We start from the raw sequence: 24,419 nt of genomic DNA on the forward strand, positions 1-24,419 counted from the left end.
TGGGCCTTCAATATAGACGGGACATCAAACTGATTTGACACTAATGTCAAAATAGACACTATTGTCCAAACCGTCAACCCACCCTATGCTATAGGTATGAAACCTGCTGACATCATCGACATAGCCGCCACGGACTTCACTCCCGCGAAGGATTTGAAATCCGTGGCAATGCGCCCCGGACAATGCACGAAGCGCGACTTCATCCTGTGCGCTGCGGCTCGTATTTTTTATCGTGATGGTTTTCAGGGGGCGAGTATCGACCTGATCGCAAGCGAGGCGGGCGTTTCGCGCCAGACCATCTATAATCATTATCGCGATAAGGAGACCCTGCTGGCGAGCGTGATCGAAGATGCGCTGGACCGGATGACAACGGGTCTGTTTGCAGTCCTCACCACCTTTCCTCAAACGGGCGAGAACCTCGAAGCGAAGCTCATTGCTTTTGCGATAAGAATGAACCGCCACTGGGTTTTCGACCCCTCCAGCACATTTTTGCGCAAACTGATGCAATCCGATCATGAAGCGCTGCCGCTTGCCCCCAATATCTGCCGCAACAAGGGGCCGGGTCAGGCCATACCCGCCATCGCAGCGCACTTGTCGCGCCTCGCTCTTGCCGGGGAACTGGAAATAAGCGATCCCGATCTCGCAGCCTGTCATTATCTGGCGCTCATCAATGCGGATATTCATCATCATCTGCTGACAGGCGGGAGCATCGATGATGCCATTATCGAAAAAAGCTCGATCAATGGCGTGCGGACTTTCCTGATGGCGTTTGGAAACCGCCGCCGCGACGCGCTTTAGAACCCTTGCCAGCGAAAGTGTGAAGCCGCTTTGTCCCGGATAAGCCGGGGCCGCTCCGGCTGGCTCACTCTTGCAGCTCTGGCACAAACATTTTTTCTGACATAATTGTCGCTTCCTGCCAGAACAAACTTGACATCAACCCACGAATCCGTGGGATAAGCAAACTATGGTACAGGACCTTATCCGTTACGATATTTTAGCTCAGGAAGCCCTGCGCGGCGTCATTCGCAAGGTACTTGCGGAGGTGGCTGCAACTGGCTTGCCGGGAAACCACCATTTCTTCATCACGTTCCTGACAGGAGCGCCCGGAGTGCGGATTTCATCGCGCCTCAAGGAGAAATATCCCGAGCAGATGACAGTGGTGTTGCAGCATCAGTTCTGGGACATGTTGGTGACGGACCAGCTTTTTGAGGTCGGCCTGTCTTTTGGTGATATTCCCGAAAAACTCACCGTTCCCTTTTCAGCCATTCGCGGTTTCTACGATCCATCCGTAAATTTCGAGCTGGAGTTCGATGTTTCGGTGCTTCAGCCCGCCAGCGATAATGATGAAGGCGGCGAAGTCTCTTCAATCGAGCTTATCCCTTCCGAAGAAATATCGGAAAAGCCGCAGAAGCCAAAAACGCGACCGCGCAAGGCGGCGACTGACAAGGATAAGACCGAAGCAGCTGACGGCGCGGACAAGGCGGCAAAGCCTTCCGCCGATGTTGTTTCGCTGGATGCATTTCGCAAGAAGTAACAGGCGATCCGGCATGGTGTTTCCGCAAAAACGGCTTCGCAATCTTGAAAGAGCAATGGGCTTTCATGGGTGAAATCGTTAATCTGCGGCAGGTCAGAAAGAAAAGCGCCCGCACCGCAAAGGAGCGGGAGGCCGAGCAAAACCGCATCCTGTTCGGCAGAACCAAAGCCGAGAAGGATTTTGCGCGCAACGAAGCCCGCAAGGCGGAGCAGTTTCTTGCCTCGAACCGGCTGGAACCCGCTGGCAAGTCCGATGCAGACCCGGACGAAGGCCCGGATCAAGACAAGTGAACGCGTCCAGCCGCCTGCGCAAGCGATCTGTCAGCATTCATGGCCACGCCACCAGCTATACGCTTGAAGACCCGTTTTACGAAATGATCGAAAAGATTGCTGCTGAACGCAATTTATCCGTCGCCGCTCTTGTCGCGGAAGTCGACACCCGGCGCGAACGCACGGTAAATCTTTCTTCCGCCCTGCGCCTGCATGTACTCGACTGGCTGAAAGCAAAACTTTCCCGTCAGGACTGAGCGGCCTCACGGCAATATATTCGGCAAAGATTCGGGCGGCTGCTCAAGGGTTTTCAGAAAATCATCCAGCGACTGCCCTTCCTGCCCTGCCAGCGGCGGCAATTGCTCTGCAGGGGCCGCACCGGATTCCTCTGCTTCCAAAGCGCGCTGCCGCTCTTCTTCCTCAGCCTTTCTTGCGGCCTCTGCCCGTGCCTGTGCATCAGCCCGGCGGCGCGCTTCCTCTTCCTGCAAGGCACGTTCTCGTTCGGCCGCATCAGCGGAAAGCAGATCGAGTTGCCGGCGCAAGTTCTGCTTCTCCATGATGCTTGCCTGCATGGCTTCCACGCGTTCCTGCTCCCGCTCCAGCGCGCGCTGTGTCAGATATTGCACCAATGGTTGATGCTCGAACTCGATTTGCGGCTCATCATAATCCCCGGCCAGCAGATAGCGCACATAAGGCTCATTGCCGGGCTGGGCGGCTTCCCCGTCCCGGAACGAAAAAATGCCGCCGCCGTTCAAACCCAGAGTGGAAAGATCAAGCTGCGCCTCACCGGTCAGCGCCGCATTTGCATTGTTGAGCTCGAAAGGAGCAAGACGGGCGACGCCCCCCGCCACTGTAAAATCAAACCGCGTATTCCCGCCGTTAAAATGTCCCGCCCCCGTCGCCTGCTGGGCGATGGCGGCAAATTGCGCGGCTTCGGGAGCCCGAGCTCCATCCGGACGATCTCCGAGCGCATCAGCCGCTGCCAGCATATCCGGATAGGCTGTTTCATCCAGCCCATTGACGATGAGGTTTTCGGCTTCAATGCTCCCTGAACCCGCGAGCGACGCGACCAGATCGGCCAGGCTGTCCCCGCTGCCATTAAGCGTCAGCGCCGCCTTGAGCGTTCCGTCGAAGGGGGCAGCACTATCAGCAGGCCGGTAAACCTCCGCCAGATTGGCGCCGCTCCATTTCATGTCTGAACTCAGCAGCGCCACCCTTTCATTATTGCGCAGGGAAACAGTGCCAACAAGATAGCCTCCGCCCCAATTGCCGGTCAGTTCGCTCACGCCCAGACTGTCCATGCCCTTCTGAAGCCGGGAGGAAAAGTCCTTGATCGTCCCGAACCTGCCCATCTGCGCCTGCGCCACATTCAGCTTCATATCTATAAGCAGCGGCAGCGAAGGTCGTGTCGCGAAAGTGCCATCCGGCCAGATCGACCCGGTTTTGCCCTTCACTGGCGCAAGGGCGTCCTGCCCCAGCATGATGGCGACCAGACTGGTCATATCGAGCGTTTCAAGCTTTGCCTCGCCCTTTAATTGCGGCATGCCGCTATCGGCAAAATTGGCCTCGATGCGAGCGCTGACATTCTCCTCTCCCAGCTTTCCGCTAAAATTCGGAAACCGAAGAAACCCCTTGGCGAACTGGAAGTCGCTTGTCAGATCGGCTGACAGCCCCTGACCGAAGCCCGGCAGAACATATCCAGCCGTTGCGATGAATGGCTGCAAGTCGGCGGCATTCACCTGCGCCTTGCCGCTCGCCGCCACATCTCCCCCGGCGAGCGAGAGAATGCCATCTGCCACAGCCGTCCCATCGGGAGCCGTGAGTTTGAGTTGTGTGCGCATTCCTGCGCTCGGAGCCCCCTGCATGACGACATCCGCCGTCAATTCGCCGACAAGGCCAAGCGGCAAGGCTGGCAGGCCAAGCAAGGCCAGCACTGTTTCACCATTGTCAGAAGTTGCGGTTCCGTTAAGCTGCATCTGCATGGGGTCGTTTTCCGCACCCCCGCCGCTTGAAGTGCCGGACAGATCAAGCTTCATGCCCCCGGCCCGGCCGGACAGGCTGAAGGATACTTCACCGCCATTTGCGGCAGCTTTTTCTGGGCCGTTTTTGCTGCGCGCCGCTTTGCCGCCATCGCCAGTCCCGTTCACAGCATTTGCATCATCCGTTTCCGCTTTGGGCGGCGCAACGGCATTGGCGATAATATTGATCTCGCTATCTTCAAACAGGCCCGCATAATTATCCGCCCGCGCCGACAGCGAACGGAAGAGCGGAACCTGCGGATGTCGATGCGCCATCAGAATAATGAAATGCGCCAGATCATCGGAAAGCAGCGTTGCATCAAGAGAGCCAGAAGGTGCTGCGGCAAATGGCTCATAGGCACCCGTTGCCGTCAGCGTCGCGCCCGCGACATTGTTGATCATGAGGCGGTCGAAATCAAAGCGGCCATTGCTTATGCGGACCGCCAGATCGACATTCTCCGCTTCCATATCCTCATACTGCACCGGCCCTGCTTTAAGAGCGATGCCAAGCGTCTGCCCTTCGAGCAAGGAGATGCCCTCGCCGCTTGTAAAGAAGCCGGTAAAGGCTTTCAGCGCATCGCTATTAACCGCGCCGCCATTCAGATCAAGGTCGATCGCCGGTTCAGCCGAACCGACTACTTCCCGAAGAAAGCTGCCCTTGAACGAGGTCTGGTCGAGCACGATTTCAAGATCGTCGACGCGCTGCATACCGCTGCGCAAATCGACCTTGCCGGAGACGCCGGCACTTTCAAGCCTGCGGATCGAGTCATCAACCCTCTCATTAAGCCAGGATACAAGCCCGGAGGGCTGGCGCGAGGCGACGAGCATCTCGCCCATAAAGCCGAAATCGCTTCCCACAGACAATCTGCCCCTGGCTTCCACTTTCGTGCGTCCGGGCAGATCAGCCGCAAATTGCCGGATATTCCAGCCATTTCCGTCCGGCTCCGCGCTAATCGTAACCTCGCGGATTGTCGTGCCCCCGGCAATCACCGCAGGCAAGCGCAGATCGACGCTGCCGGGAATATCGGGTATCGGCAATTGTTCGAGCATTCCATGCGCCAGCGCGATACGCTCGGCCAGCGGCATGGGTGCAACCGGCTCCTGTTGCTGTATGTTCTCCGACGGCCCCCAGAAAATCTGCTGTCCATCCGCGCTGATCTCAAAGCGTGCTGCGTCGCCATAATCGATGAGAGCCTTGCCGTTCACCACATAGGGATTATCCCCCGGCCCCTGCTCCATGCGAAATTCTCTTGCTTCGAAATGATCTCTGTCAGCCTTAAACTTCCCGTTCACGCGCACATCGCTGAAGAACGGCTTTTCGACTGTAGCATCCGGCTTCTTGTTGCCGAGCGCATCCGCCGAGCGTAGTGAAAAATCACCCGCATAGTTCAGGCGGCCATCATCGAGTTTCATGTCGCCATCGGTCTCGAAGACCGCAGGGACGGACTGGGGTGAAACGCGCAACCGCATACGCAGCGAGCCATCGGGCTTGGCTTCGCCGCTACTTGCATCGAGCGCCAGCCTGCGACCAAGAATATCCACCGTTCCATTGGCCCGCCATGGGCCGGACAGTTTGCTTGCAGAAAGAACGGCATTGAGTGCGGTGGCTTTGTGAATGCGTCCGCTCGCCTCGTCGCGAAGCGTCACCGTGCCGTCATCAATTGCAAGGCGCTCCACCTTGATTCGCGATGGAGCGATGGGGCTTGACGGGCGGAAAGCCCAATCGACCCTGCCTTCCTTGTCGAGCGCGATATTGATATGCGGATGCTCTACACGCATATCGTAAATGAGCAATTGCCCGCGCAGGAACGGCATCAGTTCCGCATCCATCGAGAATGTATCGACGCTCATCACCGGATTTTCCGGGTCCGCGCCCACCCGCACATCGGAGAAGGCCAGCGAGGGAAAGGGCAGCAGCCTTACATTGACATCGCCCGTCACCTTGACGGGCCGACCCAGAATATGGCCGGCCTCCCGCTCAAACTCGGCCCGATAGCCACTCCAGTCGACGAAAGGCGGCACCACGAGCGCTGCTGTCAAAAGCAACACCAGAAGTCCGCCGACAATGACGAATATGCGGCCCAAGGAAGAGCTCCGGTCAAAAATAAAACTGCGCTGCTGCTATCGCTGGCGCTGAATCACGCCGTTTGTAGCATTGCAACATAAGGGCATCGGTTCGACGACAACAAGGCAAAACACCATTTCCCGGAGTGAAATTACAGCAGAGCTGAATCGCATTCTGAAAAACACTGCTTAAAAGCCTGATTTGAATCGCAAATCCAGCCTTCGCTCAGGCTTTTGCCAAAGCAAATCCCGCTGCATCCTGCTGCAAATATCCGGCGATTGCCCGCACCACCAGATTATGATCGTCTCGCTGCGGCAGCCCCGAAACGACTGCCGCGCCGATCACGCCCGCATTTCGGACGCGGATCGGAAACCCTCCCCCCGCAAGCGCATAATCGCAAACATCGAGTGCCTTGTGCGGAGCGAACATGCGATCTTCCCGCGCCTGTTCCAGAACCAGCCGATAGGTCGAAGCATGAAACCGTCGCACCACATTGAACTTGCGGCGCAGCCATTCCTGATTGTCGAGCGTGGCTCCCGCAGTCGCGGCATAAAACAGCCTGCGGTCCCAAAGCGCGATTTCGATGGCCACAGGCAATTTTTCTTTTACGGCAATATCGCGAATCCTGTGTCCCAGCGCGAAAGCCTCATCCTCGTTGAAAGAGGGGAAAACCAGCGCCTGCTCCTGCCGGATAATCTGCCTGATGTCGTCGTTCTGAACCATTGTCGCTCTTCTTTCCATGGTCTTTAAGGGAGGCAGGCCACACCATCCAGCTTGATTGATCGCTCACAAGCGGCTAGTGGAAGCCTTATGGCTCAGAACCCTATCGATGTACCTTCAAAAGACAATCGCATACCGGAATTTGTGGAAACTGCCGTCTTCAAGCGTGACGTATTTTCGGAAACGCGTGCCGGTTATTTCGCAAATGATCCCGACACGCGCATAATCCGCCGTGTCGTCAGTGCAGCGCCCTGGTGGTCGCGACCCTTGGCCTGGATTCTGGCGAAGAGGGAGATTCGCGGCCTCAAGACCGTTCGCGGCATCGAAGGCGTTCCACAGCTTCTTTTTACAGACCGCGATGGGCTTTACCGCTCCTGGACGGAAGGCACCCCGCTGCACCTCGCCCGTCCCACCAATCCTGAATGGTATCGCACCGCTCATCATATCCTGCGCAACATGCGCCGTCTCGGTGTCACCCACAATGATCTCGCCAAGCCGCAAAACTGGCTGATGACCCCGGAAGGCAAAGCCGCCGTCATCGATTTCCAGCTTGCGAGCGTACATAGACGGCGCGGCGCGCTTTATCGCCTGCTGGCCTATGAAGACTTCCGCCATCTCATCAAGCAGAAGCGCGCTTTTGCCGAACATCTGATGACCCCGACCGAAAAGCGCGTTCTGGCGCGCCGCTCGCTGCCTTCACGCATCTGGCTGGCCACAGGCAAGAAGGTCTATAATTTCATCACCCGCGGCATTTTCAACTGGTCCGATGGTGAAGGCACCGGCGACCGGCTGGACAATGAAGGCCCCGCCATTCTCGCCGCATTGAAATCCGACCCGCGCGTGAAAGACGCAGCGCTGATGCTCTATTCGCTGCCTGCCAAGGGTGTCGGCATCTATGCCTTCGTGGAAACGCTGGATGCGGATGAAAAAAGCCTGCGTGCGCGCCTAAAAGGTCAGAAAGTGGAACTGATCCAGCCGGTGGCCTATCTGCCGCGCCGCGCAGATGGTACAGTCCGCGACGATATTTTGCGGCTGATCGCAATGAACCAGATGACCGAACTCGACGACCTGCTCAACCGCGAGCCGGAAATGCGTGGTCTGGTTGAAGCGCTAGCTTCGCATCGCCTCAATTTCACCGACCGGCGCGTGACACAGCTTGAGTAATTTAACCCTTTCACTGGCCTTTCCCCAGCGAATCACTACATTCGATTGAAATGTCCGATTTTCCAGACGATATGCCGTTTTTCGGCGATGACGCACCGGCTGGCCGCACGCCCATGGCCGGAAGCATTGCCGCGCGCGCGATGGCCGCGCGCAATCAGCAGCGTGGCGCCGAACCCGACTATCTCAAGGGGCTGAACCCCGAACAGAAGCAGGCGGTCCTCACCACCGAAGGCCCGGTTCTTGTCCTCGCCGGTGCAGGCACTGGCAAGACGCGCGTGCTGACCACCCGCATCGCACATATCTTGACGACCGGCCTTGCCTATCCGAGCCAGATTCTCGCCGTCACCTTCACCAATAAAGCCGCGCGTGAAATGAAAGAACGTATCGGCCATCTGGTTGGCGGCGCCGTGGAAGGCATGCCGTGGCTTGGTACGTTCCACTCTATCGGTGTCAAGCTTTTGCGACGCCATGCGGAACTGGTGAATCTTGGTTCCAATTTCACCATCCTCGATACCGATGACGTGATCCGCCTCATCAAACAGCTCATCCAGGCTGAAGGGCTGGATGACAAGCGCTGGCCTGCGCGCACCTTCGCCAATATGATCGACGGCTGGAAGAACAAGGGTTTCAGCCCCTCCGATATTCCGGAAGGCGATGCGCGTTCCTTTGGCAATGGCCGGGGCCGCGAACTCTATCAGGCCTATCAGGAACGCCTGCGCACATTGAATGCATGCGACTTTGGCGACCTGCTGCTGCACCCGATCCGCATCTTCCGCAATCATCCCGACATTCTGCGCGAGTATCATGCGAAGTTTCGCTATATTCTGGTGGACGAATATCAGGACACCAACACCGCGCAATATATGTGGCTGCGCCTGCTCGCCCAAAGACCGCAAGCAAGAAATGCAGCATCTGCTGCTACGACGCAATTCGGCAGCGCACCCATACAGCCCGCTAGGGCGTCCGAGCCGATGCGAGGCCCTCGCGGAGCCGGTGAGCGCAGCGAATTCGGCGTGAGCGAAAACAAAGTCAACCTGTGCTGTGTCGGCGATGATGACCAGTCGATCTATGGCTGGCGCGGCGCGGAAGTGGACAATATCCTTCGTTTCGAAAAGGATTTCCCCGGTGCCGTGGTCATCAAGCTTGAGCGCAACTATCGTTCGACTGCCCATATTCTGGGTGCGGCGGCACATCTGATCGCCCATAATGAAGGCCGGCTCGGCAAGACGCTCTTCACCGACGCCCCCGATCCCGACGACACACGCGTAAAAGTCCATGCCGCCTGGGATTCGGAAGAGGAAGCCCGCGCCGTCGGCGAAGCCATTGAACAGGCGCAGCGTCAGGGACACCTGCTCAACAATATGGCGATCCTTGTGCGCGCCTCATTCCAGATGCGCGAATTCGAGGACCGTTTTGTCACGCTCGGCCTCAATTACCGCGTCATTGGCGGACCGCGCTTTTATGAACGCCTCGAAATCCGCGATGCCATGGCCTATTTGCGCGTGGTCGCCCAGCCAGCCGACGACCTTGCGCTGGAGCGCATCATCAACACGCCAAAGCGTGGGCTTGGCGAGGCAGCGATCCGGCAAATTCACGACTATGCAAGGGCGCGCGATATTTCAATGTTTGCCGCCGCCTGCGATCTGGTCGAAACCGAGGAACTCAAGCCCAAACCGCGCTCTGCCTTGCGCGAAGTGGTCGACAATTTCCGCCGCTGGCAATCGCTCCTCGACAACACGCCGCATACGGAACTGGCCGAAACCATTCTCGATGAGTCCGGCTATACCGCCATGTGGCAGAACGACAAATCCGCAGAAGCGCCGGGACGGCTGGAAAACCTCAAGGAACTGATCCGTTCCATGGAGGACTATGAGAGCCTGCGCGGTTTCCTTGAGCATGTCGCCCTCGTCATGGATGCGGAAAAGAATGAAGATATGGATGCGGTCAGTATCATGACGCTCCATTCCGCCAAGGGGCTGGAATTTGAAACCGTCTTCCTGCCCGGATGGGAGGAAGGTCTTTTTCCGCACCAGCGCGCGCTCGATGAAGGCGGACGCTCCGGTCTGGAAGAAGAACGCCGCCTTGCCTATGTCGGGCTGACGCGCGCCAAGAAGAACCTGCATATCTGGTTCGTCTCCAACCGCCGCATCCATGGCATGTGGCAATCGACCATTCCCTCGCGCTTTCTGGAAGAACTCCCCGAAGCGCATGTGGAAATTGCCGAAATGGAAGGCAATTATGGCGGTTACGCCAGCAGCGGCTATGGCCAGTCCCGGTTCGACAGGGCCGACCCGTTCCAGAATTCCTACTCCACCCCCGGCTGGCAGCGCGCGCAGCAGAACCGTTCCGACGCCACCCGCAACAATTGGGGCTCGCGTTCGGGCAGCCGTGTCGAACGCATCGGCTATGGCGAAACGGATTCAGGCTTTGGCGCCGGACGCGGTTCGGTAAAAGGCCGGACTATTGACGGGGAAGTTGTCGCCAAATCGGTGACTACGACACCGTCAAGCTTCGCAAGCGGTGATCGCGTGTTCCATATCAAGTTCGGAAATGGCACCATCGCATCCGTCGATGGCAACAAGCTCACCATCGATTTTGACAAGGCCGGACAAAAGCGCGTGCTGGACAGTTTTATCCAGCCTGCATGACCAGCGCCTATTCCGGCTTGCCCGCCTGCCACGTCACATCGCCCTTATAGAGCGGCACGGTGGAAAGCGAGGTCTTGGCCGAGCCGTCCTGAACCTGCGCCGCATGGGCAAGATAAAGCAGGGTATTATTGGCCTCGTCGTAAATGCGTGTAACGACCAGCTTTTTCCAGATCAGGCTGGTGCGATCTGAAAAGACCCGCTCACCGCCTTTGCCAAGCTTTATGTCGCCGATAATGATCGGCCCGGTCTGCTCGCAGGAAATCGACGCATTGGAAGGATCTTCGAACCAGTTGCCTTTTTGCAAGCGGTCAATCATCCCGCGCGAAAAAGAAGCAAGATGACAGGTGACGCCTTTCACTTTCGGATCGGGCACCGCATCGATCACAATATCATTGCCGAACCAGTCGACGCCGACCTTGCCGACTTCTTCGGCTGATACCGCGCTCGAAGCACCAAGCAGAAGCATCGGTGCAACCAGCAACCAGACGGGATATTTGAGCTTGGGCATTCCGTGTCTCCAATCCTGTTCTTCATGAAAGTGGAGAAGCAGGCAATCTATTGCAAGATGGCTGTATTCATGCGCCCCATTTTTCCAGAAACGCTTCAATTTCAAGCGCCTGAATATCAGGGACCGCCTCATAAAGCTTTTCAAGAGGCCAGTCCCACCAGCAAAGTCGCAGCAAGCGCTCTATGACGGCATCGTCGAAACGCTTGCGGATGAGCCGCGCCGGAACGCCGCCCACCACATGATAGGGTGGAATGTCTTTTGTCACCACCGCACTGGCCCCGACCACCGCCCCGTGACCAATCGTAATGCCCGGCGTGATCACCGCGCCATGACCGATCCAGACATCATGCCCGATCGTGACCTTTCGTGCCTGTCGCCTTGCGCGGAATTCGCCGTCCACGCCCAGATAGCGAAAATACTCATTGGGCCGGTAGCTCACCTTATGCGTGGTCAGCCGCTCCATCGGATGTTCCAGCGCATTGATGCGCACATTGGCGGCAATTGAGCAAAACCTGCCAATATCCGCATAGATGCCTTCGCCATTGCGTTCAAAATAGGTGAAGTTTCCCACATTCACCTCACGCAGGATCACCCGCTCGCCAATATCCACATAGCGGCCAAGCGTTGAGGCTTTCAGTTGCGCGGTGGGATGAATACGCGGTTCGCTGTTCTGGAAACGAAGATCGGCCCCCTGCGTCATTTCAAAACTTTCTGAAAATTTCGTATTCTGTTACGCTATGCTTATGGTTCGGATATGGACTGAGGCGGTTTGCGCCAGCATATATGATAATTCAGATTCGCACTCGTTTATGCGATAACATACAGAGTAAAATACAAGGTTGACCGGACATGAAAAAGTTCCTGCCCATCTTCATCATTGCCTTCGTTGTCGTGGTCGTTGGCGCTGCCGGCTTCAATCTCATCCGTGACCGTCAGGCCGTGGACGAACCTTTCGGCGGACCCTTCACGCTGGTCGCCATGGATGGCCAGCCCTTTACCGAAAAAGACTTGCGCGCCACGCCTTCTGCCATTTTCTTCGGCTTCACCCATTGCCCGGACGTATGCCCGACCACGCTCTACGAGCTTGACGGCTACCTCAAGCAGCTTGGTTCGGAAGCCGGTAATGTCAAAGCCTATTTCATTTCCGTCGATCCGGAGCGCGACACGCAGGAAATCATGCAAACCTATGTCAGCAATGTATCCGACCGCATCATTGGCGTTACGGGAACGCCGGAAAACATCGCCAGCGTAGTCAAGTCCTATCATGTCTACGCGAAGAAAGTCCCCACCGATGACGGTGAATATACGGTCGACCACACGGCCTCCGTCTTTCTGCTGGACGAAGGCGGTCGCTTCCGCGGCACTATCGCCTATCAGGAAAATCCGGATACCGCTCTGGAAAAGTTGAAGAATCTGGCTAAAGGCCGCACAAACGGATAAACAAGGCTTTCCTTGGAGCATTTCCAGCAAAAGTGTGAAACGGTTTTGCGTCTGGATAATGCGTAAAAACAGATAGATAGAGCGGTTCCGATGATTCCGTTTAAACAGGAACCGCTCTAGGTTTGAGAGCTTTATTCCATGACCCAATCACGACTGTTCTTTTCAGCGGACAAAGCGGAAGCTGAACGAATTTACAACATCCTCGAACGCGAATTCGAGGAAGACGGTTTTCCCCTCGCGATAACCGAGATCGATGAAGACCGGCAGATTTTCGAAGTTTCCGTCTATACCGAGGATGGCGTCACGGAACTGGCCGCTCGCATCGATACGCTGGTCGGTGCCGACAGATTCGAGAGCGAGGAACTGCCCGATATTGATTGGGTCACGCATTCGCTCGAAGGCCTGAAACCCGTACGCGCCGGTCGTTTTTTCGTTCATGGCTCCCATGACCGCGACAAGATCGAAAATGACGACATAGCCATCGAGATCGATGCCGGGCTTGCCTTTGGCACCGGCCATCACGGAACGACGGCGGGTTGTCTCGAAATGATCGAGGAAATCGTCCATGGCGAGCATCCGACCAATGCGCTCGACCTTGGGACCGGCAGTGCGGTGCTGGCGATTGCGATTGCCAAACTCGCACCGATCCCGGTGCTCGCTACCGACATCGATCCGGTTGCCATCACGGTCGCCGCCGAAAATGCGCTCAAGAATGGCGTCGGGGAACACGTCATCACAGCCACGGCGGAGGGCTTTGACCACCCGGTTTTCCGCTCTTACACGCCTTTCGACCTGATCGTTGCCAATATTCTCGCCAACCCGCTGATGGAACTGGCGCCTGCGCTCAAATCCCATCTCGCTTCGAATGGTTCAATCGTTCTCTCGGGCATACTTGACAGCCAGCACGATGCGGTGCTCGCTGCTTATCAGGCTCAGGGACTCACCCATCAAAAAACGCTTCACCGCGAAGGTTGGGTAACGATCCATCTGAAATAACAGAAATTTTTAGCTTTGCGCGAGTTGCTCTCATGGCTTTTCAGACTTTCGATGTGACCACCGATCCCGCCAATGGCGCTCCGCGCATCGCAAGGTTGCGCCAGATTCTGACCGAACAGGGCCTTGATGGCTTTCTCGTTCCCCGGGCCGATGAGCATCAGGGAGAATATGTGCCGCCTCATGCACAGCGTCTGGGCTGGCTCACCGGCTTTACCGGCTCGGCAGGTGCAGCCCTGATCCTCCGTGACCGCGCCTATATCTTCGTGGATGGCCGCTATGAATTGCAGGTTCGCGACCAGACCGATCCGGCTGTTTTTTCCTATGAGAACCTCATCAGCAATCCGCCCGCAAGCTGGCTGGCCGAACACGGACATGGCCTGACGATTGGTTTTGACCCATGGCTGCACACGATTGCCGAAGCCCGCGCCCTGCGCAATGCGCTGGAAAAACAGGGCGGCAAGCTCGTTGCCATCACCAGGAACCTCGTGGACTTGATCTGGGACGACCAGCCCGAAGCGCCGCTCGCACCCGTCACCATCCAGCCTGCACGCTTCGCAGGGCAGGAGGCCGAAGACAAGATCCGCGAAATGCGCAAGGCCGTAGCCGCAACTGGAGCGGGAGCGAGCGTGCTCACTGATCCTTCGTCGGTCGCATGGATATTCAATATTCGCGGCAAGGACGTCTCCAATACGCCCTTGCCCTTGAGCTTCGCTATCATTGCAGCCGAGGGCGAGCCGGAGCTTTTCATCGATGAGCGCAAGCTTGCCATCGAACCTCGTGCCTATCTCACCCAGCTTGCCCGCCTGTCGGCACCGTCAGCCCTTGAAGCCCATCTGAAAACCTATGCTGCCAATGGCGCGGGCGTGCTGCTCGATCCAGCACTCGCCGCCGAAAAGCTGCGTCTCATTGTTGAGGAAGCAGGCGGCCGCGTCATCGAAGGTCAGGACCCTGCCCGGCTTCCCCGTGCCATCAAGAACGAAGCCGAGCTTGCCGGATCCCGCGCAGCCCACGAACGCGACGGCGTTGCGATGGTCAATTTCCTCTCCTGGCTCGACGTGCAGCAGCCCGGAACCATTGACGAAATCGGCGCAGCCAAAATGCTGGAAGCGGCACGTACCAAGGCGGGTGAGGATTTCCAGATGCCACTGGAGGATGTGTCCTTCGACACGATCTCCGGTGCCGGGCCAAATGGCGCTGTCATCCATTATCGCGTCAACACTGCCACCAATCGCACGCTTGCGGATGGCGAACTTTATCTCGTTGATTCAGGCGCGCAATACCGCGACGGCACGACCGACATAACCCGCACCGTGGCGATTGGCCGGATTTCACCGGAAACGGTCCGCTCCTTCACACTGGTGCTCAAGGGCATGATCGCCATTTCCACGGCGCGTTTTCCCAAAGGCACACGCGGACAGGATATAGACGTGCTGGCGCGCATTGCGCTCTGGAAACAGGGCTTCGACTATGCGCATGGCACTGGCCATGGCGTCGGCGCTTACCTTTCCGTTCATGAAGGCCCGCAGAACCTTTCGCGCAGGGGCACCCAGGAGCTTCTGCCCGGCATGATCCTTTCCAACGAGCCTGGTTATTACAAGCCGGGTGCCTATGGCATTCGGATTGAAAACCTGATTGTGGTAAAGGAGCCGGAAGTGCCGCAGGGCGGCGATCTGCCGATGATGAGCTTTGAGACCCTCACCTTCTGCCCGATCGATCGCCGCCTGATCGACAAATCGCTGCTTTCAGAAGAAGAACTCGACTGGCTCGATAATTATCATATGCAGGTGCGCGAAAAGCTGTCCGGCCATCTCGATGATACCCGACGCCAGTGGCTGCAAACGGCTACCGCGCCCTTATAATATCCGGGCACAAGATCAGCCGGGAAAGAAGTGTCGCAATCCGATCAGCAGGGCTGCGCCTGCAAAAAACATGGTCATCAGGCTCATTCTCAGAGATAGAATGACACAGACGGCCAGTACGAGCAGTTCTCGCCAGCCCTGATCAGATGCCGGCGCTGCAACGATTGCGGTCAACACCGCTGCCGGAACGGCATTCAGCGCCGCCTCCACCCGATAATGCACGCGCTCAAAACGCGACAAAACGAGATGACCGCCAATTCGGGTCAGATAAGTAAAGAAGCCGCCAGCAAGAATAATCCAGAAGGTTGCAGACATCTGTTTCACGCCTCTTCGTTCTTAGGCTTGGCAAGGAGTGCAGCAAGGAGAACACCACCGCAGGCCCCGAGCGTTACATGCCAGGGCGAACCCACCGTCTTATAAGCCGCTACAGCGCAAACCGTACTTGCGATGACCACCGGAACCCAGTTTTTCCGATGACGAAAGCTCATCACCATGCCGAGGAAATATATGGGCAAGAGAAAATCGAGTCCGAAGGCATAGGGATCGGTGATCAGGTTTCCGAATAAGCCGCCAATCAGCCCCTGAAAGACCCAGAACACGTACATGGTCAGGCCCAGCCCCATATACCAGGGAAAGCTGATCCTGATACCCGCCTCTCCGCGAATTTCAACTTCGGCATATTGCGGATCGATCAATACGAAAAAGGCGACGGCTTTTTGCAACAAGGTAAAATGCCGTATTCGCCGCCCAACCGCCGCCGAATAGAGAACATGACGGAAATTAACCGCAACGATTGAAAGCACGATCATCCAGGGTGCAATATTCTGGCTGAACAGATCCAGCCCGACGAGCTGGCTGGCACCGGCATAAATCGTAGCGCTCATGAACACGGCTTCGCCGACGGAAAGACCGCTATCAACGGCAATCGCACCAAACAACAGCCCAAAAGGCGTGCTGGCCACGACGATCGGAAGCGCACGTTTGGCTCCGGTCAGGAATTCAGCATATGATGAAGCCTTGGCAGGCTTGAAAGTCTGATCCACAGATTCGCTCCCTCGAATAAGGAAGCATTAGAGCATTTCCAGCAAGGTGTGCAACGGTCTCGCGTCTGGATAATTCGCCAAAACAAAGACTTAGATCGGAGCCGTTAGCCCTCCCCAACCAGCGCGAACCACGCATCCTCGTCAATGACTTCAATGCCCAGCTCGGATGCCTTGGCAAGCTTGGAACCCGCGCCCGGCCCGGCCACCACCAGATCGGTCTTTTTGGAGACAGAGCCTGCGGTTTTTGCGCCATAACGTTCGGCCATCGCCTTGGCTTCATCACGCGACATGCGCTCAAGACTGCCTGTGAAGACCACCGTTTTACCCTCGACCGGCGAACCGGTCGCAACCCGCGCAGCCTCATCAAGCGGCGTTACCTCGGCAAGAAGTGCTGCCAGCACCTCGCGATTATGCGGCTCATCGTAAAAATCGACCACCGCCTGCGCAACTATCGCACCGATCCCCTCGACGGAGGTTAAATCCTGCCACGCCTCGTTGCCCTTGTCGCTGCGATCGCCTTCTTCGGGCGACACCGCCTCGCTCGCCGCCTGCGCGAAGGCGCCATAGGAAAGATAAGCCCGGGCAAGCCGCCGCGCATTGACTTCGCCCACATGGCGTATGCCCAGCGCATAAAGAAAACGGCTTAAAGCGATTTCACGCCGGTCATTGATCGCGTCATAAAGCTTTCTGACCGAGGTAGCGCCGAAACCTTCGATATTTTCCAGTTTCTTAAGCGATCCGGCCTGCCGCTTCTGCAAGGTGAAAATATCTGCCGGTGATTTGATCGCAAGGCTCTCATCTTCAGCATGGAAGAAGAATTCGACCTGTTTCTCGCCCAGCCCCTCAATATCGAACGCGTTGCGCGAGACAAAATGCCGGATGCGCTCTACCGCCTGCGCGGCACATGTCAGGCCGCCCGTGCAGCGATAGACCGCCTCGCCTTCCTCACGCACCGCATGGCTGCCGCATACCGGACATTCATGCGGAAACTGAAATGGCACTGCTTCCGCCGGGCGCTTTTCGAGCACCACATCGACAATCTGCGGAATGACATCACCCGCCCGCTGGACGATCACCGTATCGCCGATGCGGATATCGCGACCTTCGCGGATCGGTTCGCCCCTAGCGCCGATTGCCCGGATATAATCTTCATTATGCAGCGTGGCGTTGGTTACGACCACACCGCCGACCGTGATCGGCTCCAGCCGCGCCACCGGCGTCAGCGCGCCGGTGCGCCCCACCTGAATATCGATACCACGCAGGATCGTCGTCGCCTGTTCTGCCGGAAATTTATGCGCGGTCGCCCAGCGCGGACTGCGCGAACGAAAACCAAGCCGCGTCTGCAAATCCAGCCGGTCCACCTTATAGACCACGCCGTCAATATCATAATCGAGATTGGGGCGCTCCAGTCCAATGCTGCGATAATGGGCAATCAGTTCATCGACGCTGTGAAAGCGCTTCATCAGCGGATTGACCGGAAAACCCCATTCACGAAAGACCTCGACCATCCCCATCTGCGTATCCGCAGGCATGTCCGACATTTCACCCCAGGCATATGCGAAGAAGCGCAGCTTGCGACTGGCGGTCACTTTCGGATCGAGCTGGCGCAACGATCCCGCAGCCGTGTTTCGCGGATTGACATAGGTCTGCTTGCCTTCCGCTTCCATCTGCGCATTGAGTGTCAGAAAGTCGCTTTTGGCCATATAGATTTCGCCCCGCACCTCCACTACCGAAGGCGCACCAGCAGGCAGGCGCTGCGCAATTTCGTCGATAGTACGAATATTGGCGGTCACATTCTCGCCCGTCGTTCCATCGCCGCGCGTTGCCCCGCTCACCAGAATTCCGTTCTCATAACGGATCGATATGGACAGTCCGTCAATCTTCGGCTCTGCCGTAAAGGCGATGGAATTATCCGGCAGCCTGCCCAGAAAACGATAGACGCTGCCCACGAAATCCCGCACGTCTTCATCGGAAAACGCATTACCGAGCGACAGCATCGGGCGCGCGTGGAGCACCTGCGCAAATTTCGCCGCAGGAGCGGCACCGACGCGCTTCGACGGGCTGTCCTCACGAATAAGATGGGGAAAGAGGCCTTCGATTTCCTCATTGCGCCGCTTCAGCGCATCATAATCCGCGTCCGAAATCTCCGGCCTGTCATTGGCATGATAAAGCTCGTCATGATGGGCAATCTCGCGCGCCAGCCGTTCCAGTTCGGCTGCTGCCTGCGTTTCGGTCAGCTTCTCTATGGCAATATCGGACATATGCGGAAATAAACCTGCTAATTCAGTGAGCTATAGGGCATTTCCATCATAGCCAAAAAAACCCGCCGCGCCTATAAGCGGCAGGCCGTTACGAACAGGGCTTTGCACAATCAGGAAACCAGCGTGTGATTTTCGGAAAGCAGGCGCTCGGCAGCAGCGCGCGCTTCTTCGGTAATGCTTGCACCCGCCAGCATCCGCGCAATCTCTTCCTGCCGCTCATTGGTCTCCATCACCCGGATGGATGTCGCCATGCGGTCTTCATCGGTTGCGGATTTGGCGATCAGGAAGTGCGTGGAGGCACGCGCCGCCACCTGCGGCGCATGGGTAACAGAGAGAACCTGTACGCGCGATGAAAGACGTGCCAGCCTTTGCCCGATCGCATCGGCCACCGCACCGCCCACGCCCGTATCGATTTCATCAAAAACCAGCGTCGGCGCGGAACCACGATCGGCAAGCGCAACCTTGAGCGCCAGAAGGAAGCGCGAAAGCTCGCCTCCTGAAGCGACCTTCATCATCGGTCCCGCACGCGTGCCGGGATTGGTGCGCACCCAATATTCAATCGTATCGATGCCCTCGGCGGCGCGCGCTTGCGGATCGCTGGTCATCTGGACGATAAATTCAGCGCGTTCCAGCTTGAGCGCGGGCAATTCCGCCATGACTGCGGCCTTGAGATGTTCCGCCGTTTCCCTGCGTTGCTCCGAAAGCGCGCTTGCCGCCTCATCATAAGCAGCGCGCATGTCCAATGCCTGCGCTTCCAGCGCTACCAGTTTCTCCGTACCGGCATCCATATCTGCGAGATCGGCGTCCATTTTATCACGCAGGGCTGGCAGATTTTCGACCGTGACTGAATATTTGCGCGCGGCGGCGCGAAGCGCGAAAAGCCGCTCCTCAACCTGTTCAAGCACGCGTGGATCAAAATCAATCTCGCGCATGGCGTGATCGATGCCATCCTGCGCGACCGCAAGGCTGTCGAGCGCCTCGTCGATTGCCTTGATAACCGGCTCCAGCAGATGCGGCGCTTCCTGCGCCTTGCGCTCAAGACGCCGCACAAGGCTCGCCAATGAAGGCACCGGCGACCCCTGCCCTGAAAGCAGTTCACCTGCCTCATTGACGTCACCGGCAATCTTTTCCGACTTCATCATCGTGGCGCGGCGTTCGGCCAGTTCTTCTTCCTCGCCCGGCTGCGGATCGAGCTTGGTGAGCTCCTCCACCGACGAGCGCAGATAATCACCTTCGCGTTCCGCTGCCTCGACTTTCGCACGATGGCGCGACAGGGCATTTTCGGCGTCGCGCCACGCCCGGTATCGTTCCCGCACCCCTTCCGCCTTCAGGTCGAGTCCGCCAAAGGCATCGAGCAATGTGCGATGCAGTCCTGTGTCGATCAAGGCGCGATCATCGTGCTGACCGTGAATTTCCACCAGCCTGCGCCCAAGCTCGCGCAGCAAGGTGACGCTCGCCGCCTGATCATTGATGAACACGCGTGTGCGCCCATCCCCCATCTGGTGGCGGCGCAGGATGACGTCACCATCATCGTCGAAACCATTTTCACGCAGGAAAGATCGGGCCGGATGCGTGCCCGGCACGTCAAATACTGCCGTCACCTGCCCCTGATCGGCCCCATGGCGTACAAGCCCGGCATCGCCGCGCGCACCAAGCGCCAGCGAAAGCGAATCAAGCAGGATGGATTTGCCCGCACCCGTCTCGCCGGTAAGCACCGACAAGCCAGCCTCGAACTCGATGTCGAGCCTTTCAATCAGAACAATATCGCGGATCGACAGGTGCGACAGCATGACAATATCAGCTTATGAACCACCGCCCGTAATGAGCGCTGAAGCCTTGGCCAGCCAGGAATTGCCGTTTTCACGCGGCTCCAGCCCGCCGCTCTGCAGCAGCTTGTAGGAATCCTTGTACCAACGGCTGTCGGGGAAATTCTTGCCCAGAACCGAAGCGGCCATTTGCGCTTCCGAGGTCAGGCCAAGCGCGTAATAGGCTTCGACAAGACGAGCCAGCGCTTCTTCCACCTGCCTTGTATTGGAGAATTCCTCGACCACGATGCGGAAACGCTTGATGGCGGCAAGATATTCCTTGCGCTCCAGATAATAGCGGCCGATCTGCATTTCCTTGCCAGCCAGCTGGTCGCGGGCAAAACGGATCTTGGCTTTCGCATCCTCGACATATTGGGATTCAGGAAAACGGTCCACGACCTCCTGCATCGCCGCAATTGCACGGCGGCTTGCAGCCTGATCACGGGTAACATCCGGAATCTGGCGGAAATAGCTCAGCCCGATAATGTAATAGGCATAGGCGGATTCTTCGGAGGTGGGGTAAAGCGTATTGTAACGCTTGGCCATATTGATGGCTTCTTCATATTTACCCTGACGGTAATTCGTGAAGGCCCCCATGACCAGCGCCTTGCGCGCCCACTCGGTATAAGGGTGCTGACGGTCGATCGCCTCGAACTTCTTGGCAGCTTCCGACAGACGGCCTGCTTCGAGATTGGCGAGACCTTCATTATAGAGCTGGTCGGCGGGATCGATCGTCTCGACATATTTGCTCAGGTCGATATCATCATTCTTGCTGGCACATCCGGCAAGCGGAACAAAAACGGCGAGAGCGCCGGTCAACAGCACGGCTTTCGTCTTTACCGGGAATTTGGAACTCGTCATGCGGTCTCCGGCCATCTGGCAGCAATTTTTCTTTCTGGAGCAGAGCAAAGCAAGGCTTCAATGCTTGTCCATATTTTCATTACATCAATATCAGCGCACAGGTAAACATCGCCACGGCTGTTTTGGCCGTTCATAAACCACATGCAGGCGAAATCAGCAATCGCCTAGCGGATTAATCATTGGAATTTGATCCGCATAATACATGTAAAGACCGGGCCCGGACACAAGGCTGCAAATTAACCTGCTTCGACTCACCAGCGAGAAGAACCAGCGAACGCGGCCCAATTATGGCGATTTCAGCGCATGGGTGAAGCCCTGCCTGCCCCCGCACCCGGCGAACCGCCCTTGCGTTCAGGGGATTCATCGTCAGGCAATTCCACGATCTCATAATTGGCTTCATCCGACAACAGCGCCCTGGCCGCTTCCGAGTTGAGCTTATGACCGCCGCGATAGGAGCGGAAACAGCCGATGAAGGGCAGCCCCGCCAGCGCCAGATCACCCACCGCATCCAGCGTCTTGTGGCGCACGAATTCATCCTTGAACCGCAATCCACCGGGATTGATGACTGAATCATCATCGGCAATCACCAGCGAATTTTCAAGCGACGAGCCGAGCGCCAGTCCCGCGGCCCAAAGATGCTCGACATCTTTCATGAAACCGAAAGTACGCGCGCTGGAAATTTCGTTGCGAAAGACGGCCTCGCTCATATCGCCTGCAAATTTCTGATGCCCGATCAGCGGGCATTCGAAATTGATCTCAACCTCAAACCGCGTGCCGGAATAAGGCGTGAACTCCGCCCATGCATTGCCTGCTTCCACCCGCACGGTTTTGGCAACCCGAATAAATCGCCGGCGAGCCGGTTGCGCCACTATGCCGGCCCGATCGAGTGCCTGGATGAACTGAACCGAAGCGCCATCGAGAATCGGGATTTCCGGCCCATCCACCTCTATAAGCAGATTATCGATGCCAAGGGCTGCCACCGCAGCCATGAGATGCTCGACCGTGTTGATTCTGGCCTCCTGCGGCCCCAGCGCGGTGCACAAGTCGGTCGCGCCGATCTGCGAAACATGAGCTGGGATCGCAGGCAAGGCTGGCCCTTTGTCCGAGCGTCGGAAGACGATACCTTGATCCGCCGGGGCCGGATTAAAAGTTACAGATGCCGCCTTGCCGCCATGAACGCCGAAACCCTCCAGCGTAACCGCGCGACTGATCGTTTTTTGATATACGCCCAAAATATTCATCCTTCATGTTGCGGCAGCAGCCACCGCTTCATAACAGGAGAGATATGGCGAAAATAGAGCATTTCCAGCAAAACTGTGAAACGGTTTTGCGTCGGATAATGCGAGAAAACAAAGACTTGAGACGCGGTTCAAGCGATTTTGTTTAAACAGGAACCGCTCTGGCGCCGCAATCCGGAATTCCCGAATATGAAATGCCGTGGGCGCGAACCCACGGCATTTGATTTCAGATCGTCACCGGCAAAAATCCGGCTGAATAGACTCAGTTCGACTGGCGGCGCAGGAAGGCCGGAATTTCGAGCTGGTCTTCTTCCGATGCGGCGCGCGGCTGCGGACGGCCCTGATCGTCAAGCTGTCCCCGGCGCGGCGCATAGATCGAGCTTTCCTGCGATGGACGGCGCTGTTCTGCCGGACGCAGGGTTGGCTCGCGATGCTGCGCAGGCTCAAGACGAGCGGCGGGCTGTTCTTCCTCACGACGCGAAAGACCATTGGTCAGGCGGCGCAGAAGGCTCATCGGGCCGCGTTCTTCATGTGCGGGCTGCTGCGGAGCGGTGCGGCGCGCATTGATCTCGGCCTGTGCTACCGGCGGAAAATCCGAAACGGCAGGCATACGCGGCGCGGGGCGCGGTTGTGGTGCAGGCTCCGTATGCATCTGCTGCGGCTGCTGGTAGGTCTGCTGCTGCACCGCCTGCGCGGCTGCCTGACTATGGATTGCCTGCGGCTGCGGTGCGCTCGCACGGGCAGCCGGTGCAAATCCTTCTGCGGCCGGTGCCTGGAAGATACGGCTTTGCGGACGGAAATCCTGTTCAGCGGAAGCAGTCGATGCGGCAGGAGCAGGAGCCGGAGCAGCGGCTTCCGCTTCAACGGCCTGCGTCGCAGGTGCGGCCTGACGTGGCTGTTCAGCAACCGGAGGACGCAAGGCGCCATGCGGAGCCATCGGCTTGGTCTGGGCAGCAGGCTTTACCGGCTGGCGAAATTCCAGCGGCGCAGGCGCCGCGTCTCCAATCTGCTTGTCGATGCCGGTTGCAACAACGGATACGCGGATGACGCCTTCCAGACCTTCGTCGAAAGTAGCGCCGAGAATGATGTTGGCTTCCGGATCGACTTCTTCGCGGATGCGGGTTGCGGCTTCATCGACTTCAAACAGGGTCATGTCGCGACCGCCGGTGATCGAGATCAGCAGTCCCCGTGCGCCGCGCATGGAGGTTTCATCGAGCAGCGGATTGGCGATCGCCGCTTCCGCAGCCGCCATTGCACGGCCTTCGCCCGAAGCCTCGCCCGTACCCATCATGGCCTTGCCCATTTCGCGCATCACCGAGCGAACGTCGGCGAAGTCGAGATTGATGAGACCTTCCTTGACCATGAGATCGGTAATGCAGGCGACGCCCGAATAGAGCACCTGATCAGCCATCGCAAAAGCGTCTGCGAAGGTCGTCTTGTCATTGGCGATGCGGAAGAGGTTCTGATTGGGGATGACAATCAGCGTATCGACGTTCTTCTGGAGTTCCTCGATGCCCAGATCCGCCGTCTTCATGCGGCGCACGCCTTCGAAGTGGAACGGCTTGGTTACAACGCCGACGGTGAGAATACCGCGTTCACGCGCAGCGCGCGCCACGACCGGAGCAGCACCCGTACCCGTACCGCCGCCCATGCCTGCCGTTACGAAGCACATATGCGTGCTGGTGAGGTGGTCGACGATTTCATCGATGCATTCTTCAGCAGCCGCCCGGCCGACTTCCGGCTGCGAACCCGCGCCGAGGCCTTCCGTGACCGCAGCGCCGAGCTGAATGATGCGTTCGGACTTCGACATGGTCAGAGCCTGGGCATCGGTATTGGCGACAACAAAGTCTACGCCGCGCAGACCGGCATTGATCATATTGTTGACCGCATTACCGCCGCCACCGCCGACACCAAATACGGTGATGCGAGGCTTCAGCTCGGTGATATCCGGCTTTTGCAGATTAATGGTCATGGTTCTCGTTCCTCTTAA

20 protein-coding genes are annotated in these 24,419 nt (G+C 57.6%); 9 read left to right on the forward strand and 11 right to left on the reverse strand.

Going from position 1 to position 24,419, the window contains the following annotated elements:
* The first annotated feature begins 96 nt into the window (after positions 1-96).
* From DKP76_RS13100 to DKP76_RS13115, 4 genes are all read left to right on the forward strand, one after another.
* Positions 97-798 carry a TetR/AcrR family transcriptional regulator gene (locus tag DKP76_RS13100; RefSeq protein ID WP_109707262.1) on the forward strand — a complete coding sequence of 234 codons (702 nt, stop codon included), beginning with the start codon at positions 97-99 and terminating at the stop codon, positions 796-798.
* 166 nt (positions 799-964) lie between these two features.
* Positions 965-1,534, forward strand: coding sequence for an SspB family protein (locus DKP76_RS13105; protein ID WP_109707263.1), 570 nt, complete (start codon positions 965-967; stop codon positions 1,532-1,534).
* A 65-nt stretch (positions 1,535-1,599) separates the two neighbouring features.
* Positions 1,600-1,824 (forward strand): DUF4169 family protein, encoded by a 225-nt coding sequence (locus tag DKP76_RS13110; RefSeq protein WP_109707264.1) that lies wholly within the window; start codon positions 1,600-1,602, stop codon positions 1,822-1,824.
* Positions 1,821-2,060, forward strand: coding sequence for a ribbon-helix-helix domain-containing protein (locus DKP76_RS13115; protein ID WP_109707265.1), 240 nt, complete (start codon positions 1,821-1,823; stop codon positions 2,058-2,060). Before DKP76_RS13110 ends, DKP76_RS13115 begins: the two co-directional genes overlap by 4 nt.
* Before the next feature lie 6 nt (positions 2,061-2,066).
* On the opposite strand, the gene DKP76_RS13120 is transcribed toward DKP76_RS13115, so the two are convergent.
* Together DKP76_RS13120 and DKP76_RS13125 are read right to left on the reverse strand one after the other, a co-directional pair.
* Entirely contained in the window at positions 2,067-5,927 is a 3,861-nt protein-coding gene (locus DKP76_RS13120) for an AsmA family protein (RefSeq protein ID WP_483419633.1), read from the reverse strand.
* 184 nt (positions 5,928-6,111) lie between these two features.
* Positions 6,112-6,609: a heme-degrading domain-containing protein gene (locus DKP76_RS13125; protein ID WP_109707267.1), complete on the reverse strand. Its 498-nt coding sequence runs from the start codon at positions 6,607-6,609 to the stop codon at positions 6,112-6,114.
* An 87-nt stretch (positions 6,610-6,696) separates the two neighbouring features.
* On the opposite strand from DKP76_RS13125, the gene DKP76_RS13130 reads away from it, so the two are divergent.
* Both DKP76_RS13130 and DKP76_RS13135 read left to right on the forward strand, forming a co-directional pair.
* Complete coding sequence (locus DKP76_RS13130; protein WP_109707268.1) at positions 6,697-7,770, forward strand: serine/threonine protein kinase; 1,074 nt, start codon at positions 6,697-6,699, stop codon at positions 7,768-7,770.
* Between the two features lie 50 nt (positions 7,771-7,820).
* Positions 7,821-10,418, forward strand: a complete 2,598-nt coding sequence (locus DKP76_RS13135) for an ATP-dependent helicase (protein WP_109707269.1) — start codon at positions 7,821-7,823, stop codon at positions 10,416-10,418.
* Positions 10,419-10,425: 7 nt separating this feature from the next.
* On the opposite strand, the gene DKP76_RS13140 is transcribed toward DKP76_RS13135, so the two are convergent.
* Together DKP76_RS13140 and DKP76_RS13145 are read right to left on the reverse strand one after the other, a co-directional pair.
* The gene (locus DKP76_RS13140) at positions 10,426-10,926 is read right to left on the reverse strand and encodes a CreA family protein (protein ID WP_109707270.1); all 501 of its coding nucleotides are present in this window, start codon (positions 10,924-10,926) and stop codon (positions 10,426-10,428) included.
* A gap of 67 nt (positions 10,927-10,993) precedes the next feature.
* The gene (locus DKP76_RS13145) at positions 10,994-11,626 is read right to left on the reverse strand and encodes a DapH/DapD/GlmU-related protein (protein WP_109707271.1); all 633 of its coding nucleotides are present in this window, start codon (positions 11,624-11,626) and stop codon (positions 10,994-10,996) included.
* A gap of 149 nt (positions 11,627-11,775) precedes the next feature.
* On the opposite strand from DKP76_RS13145, the gene DKP76_RS13150 reads away from it, so the two are divergent.
* From DKP76_RS13150 to DKP76_RS13160, 3 genes are all read left to right on the forward strand, one after another.
* Positions 11,776-12,366 (forward strand): SCO family protein, encoded by a 591-nt coding sequence (locus DKP76_RS13150; protein WP_109707272.1) that lies wholly within the window; start codon positions 11,776-11,778, stop codon positions 12,364-12,366.
* A gap of 138 nt (positions 12,367-12,504) precedes the next feature.
* Positions 12,505-13,362: a 50S ribosomal protein L11 methyltransferase gene (locus tag DKP76_RS13155; RefSeq protein ID WP_109707273.1), complete on the forward strand. Its 858-nt coding sequence runs from the start codon at positions 12,505-12,507 to the stop codon at positions 13,360-13,362.
* Positions 13,363-13,394: 32 nt separating this feature from the next.
* The gene (locus DKP76_RS13160; protein ID WP_109707274.1) at positions 13,395-15,221 is read left to right on the forward strand and encodes an aminopeptidase P family protein; all 1,827 of its coding nucleotides are present in this window, start codon (positions 13,395-13,397) and stop codon (positions 15,219-15,221) included.
* Positions 15,222-15,236: 15 nt separating this feature from the next.
* Here DKP76_RS13160 and DKP76_RS13165 read toward each other — a convergent pair whose 3' ends face one another.
* From DKP76_RS13165 to ftsZ, 7 genes are all read right to left on the reverse strand, one after another.
* Positions 15,237-15,536, reverse strand: a complete 300-nt coding sequence (locus DKP76_RS13165) for an AzlD family protein (protein WP_109707275.1) — start codon at positions 15,534-15,536, stop codon at positions 15,237-15,239.
* 5 nt (positions 15,537-15,541) lie between these two features.
* Complete coding sequence (locus tag DKP76_RS13170) at positions 15,542-16,264, reverse strand: AzlC family ABC transporter permease (RefSeq protein ID WP_109707276.1); 723 nt, start codon at positions 16,262-16,264, stop codon at positions 15,542-15,544.
* Between the two features lie 104 nt (positions 16,265-16,368).
* A complete protein-coding gene (gene ligA / locus DKP76_RS13175) occupies positions 16,369-18,525 on the reverse strand; it encodes an NAD-dependent DNA ligase LigA (RefSeq protein WP_109707277.1) in 2,157 nt (718 codons plus the stop codon).
* A 110-nt stretch (positions 18,526-18,635) separates the two neighbouring features.
* The gene (gene recN, locus DKP76_RS13180) at positions 18,636-20,315 is read right to left on the reverse strand and encodes a DNA repair protein RecN (protein ID WP_109707278.1); all 1,680 of its coding nucleotides are present in this window, start codon (positions 20,313-20,315) and stop codon (positions 18,636-18,638) included.
* 12 nt (positions 20,316-20,327) lie between these two features.
* The gene (locus DKP76_RS13185) at positions 20,328-21,191 is read right to left on the reverse strand and encodes an outer membrane protein assembly factor BamD (protein WP_199224810.1); all 864 of its coding nucleotides are present in this window, start codon (positions 21,189-21,191) and stop codon (positions 20,328-20,330) included.
* A 296-nt stretch (positions 21,192-21,487) separates the two neighbouring features.
* Positions 21,488-22,423 carry a UDP-3-O-acyl-N-acetylglucosamine deacetylase gene (lpxC, locus tag DKP76_RS13190; protein ID WP_109707538.1) on the reverse strand — a complete coding sequence of 312 codons (936 nt, stop codon included), beginning with the start codon at positions 22,421-22,423 and terminating at the stop codon, positions 21,488-21,490.
* Positions 22,424-22,691: 268 nt separating this feature from the next.
* Entirely contained in the window at positions 22,692-24,401 is a 1,710-nt protein-coding gene (gene ftsZ / locus DKP76_RS13200; RefSeq protein ID WP_109707280.1) for a cell division protein FtsZ, read from the reverse strand.
* Between the last annotated feature and the right edge of the window lie 18 nt (positions 24,402-24,419).

Origin of the sequence: Falsochrobactrum shanghaiense (genome assembly GCF_003149535.1) — a bacterium.
Classification (GTDB): Bacteria; Pseudomonadota; Alphaproteobacteria; order Rhizobiales; family Rhizobiaceae; genus Brucella; species Brucella shanghaiense.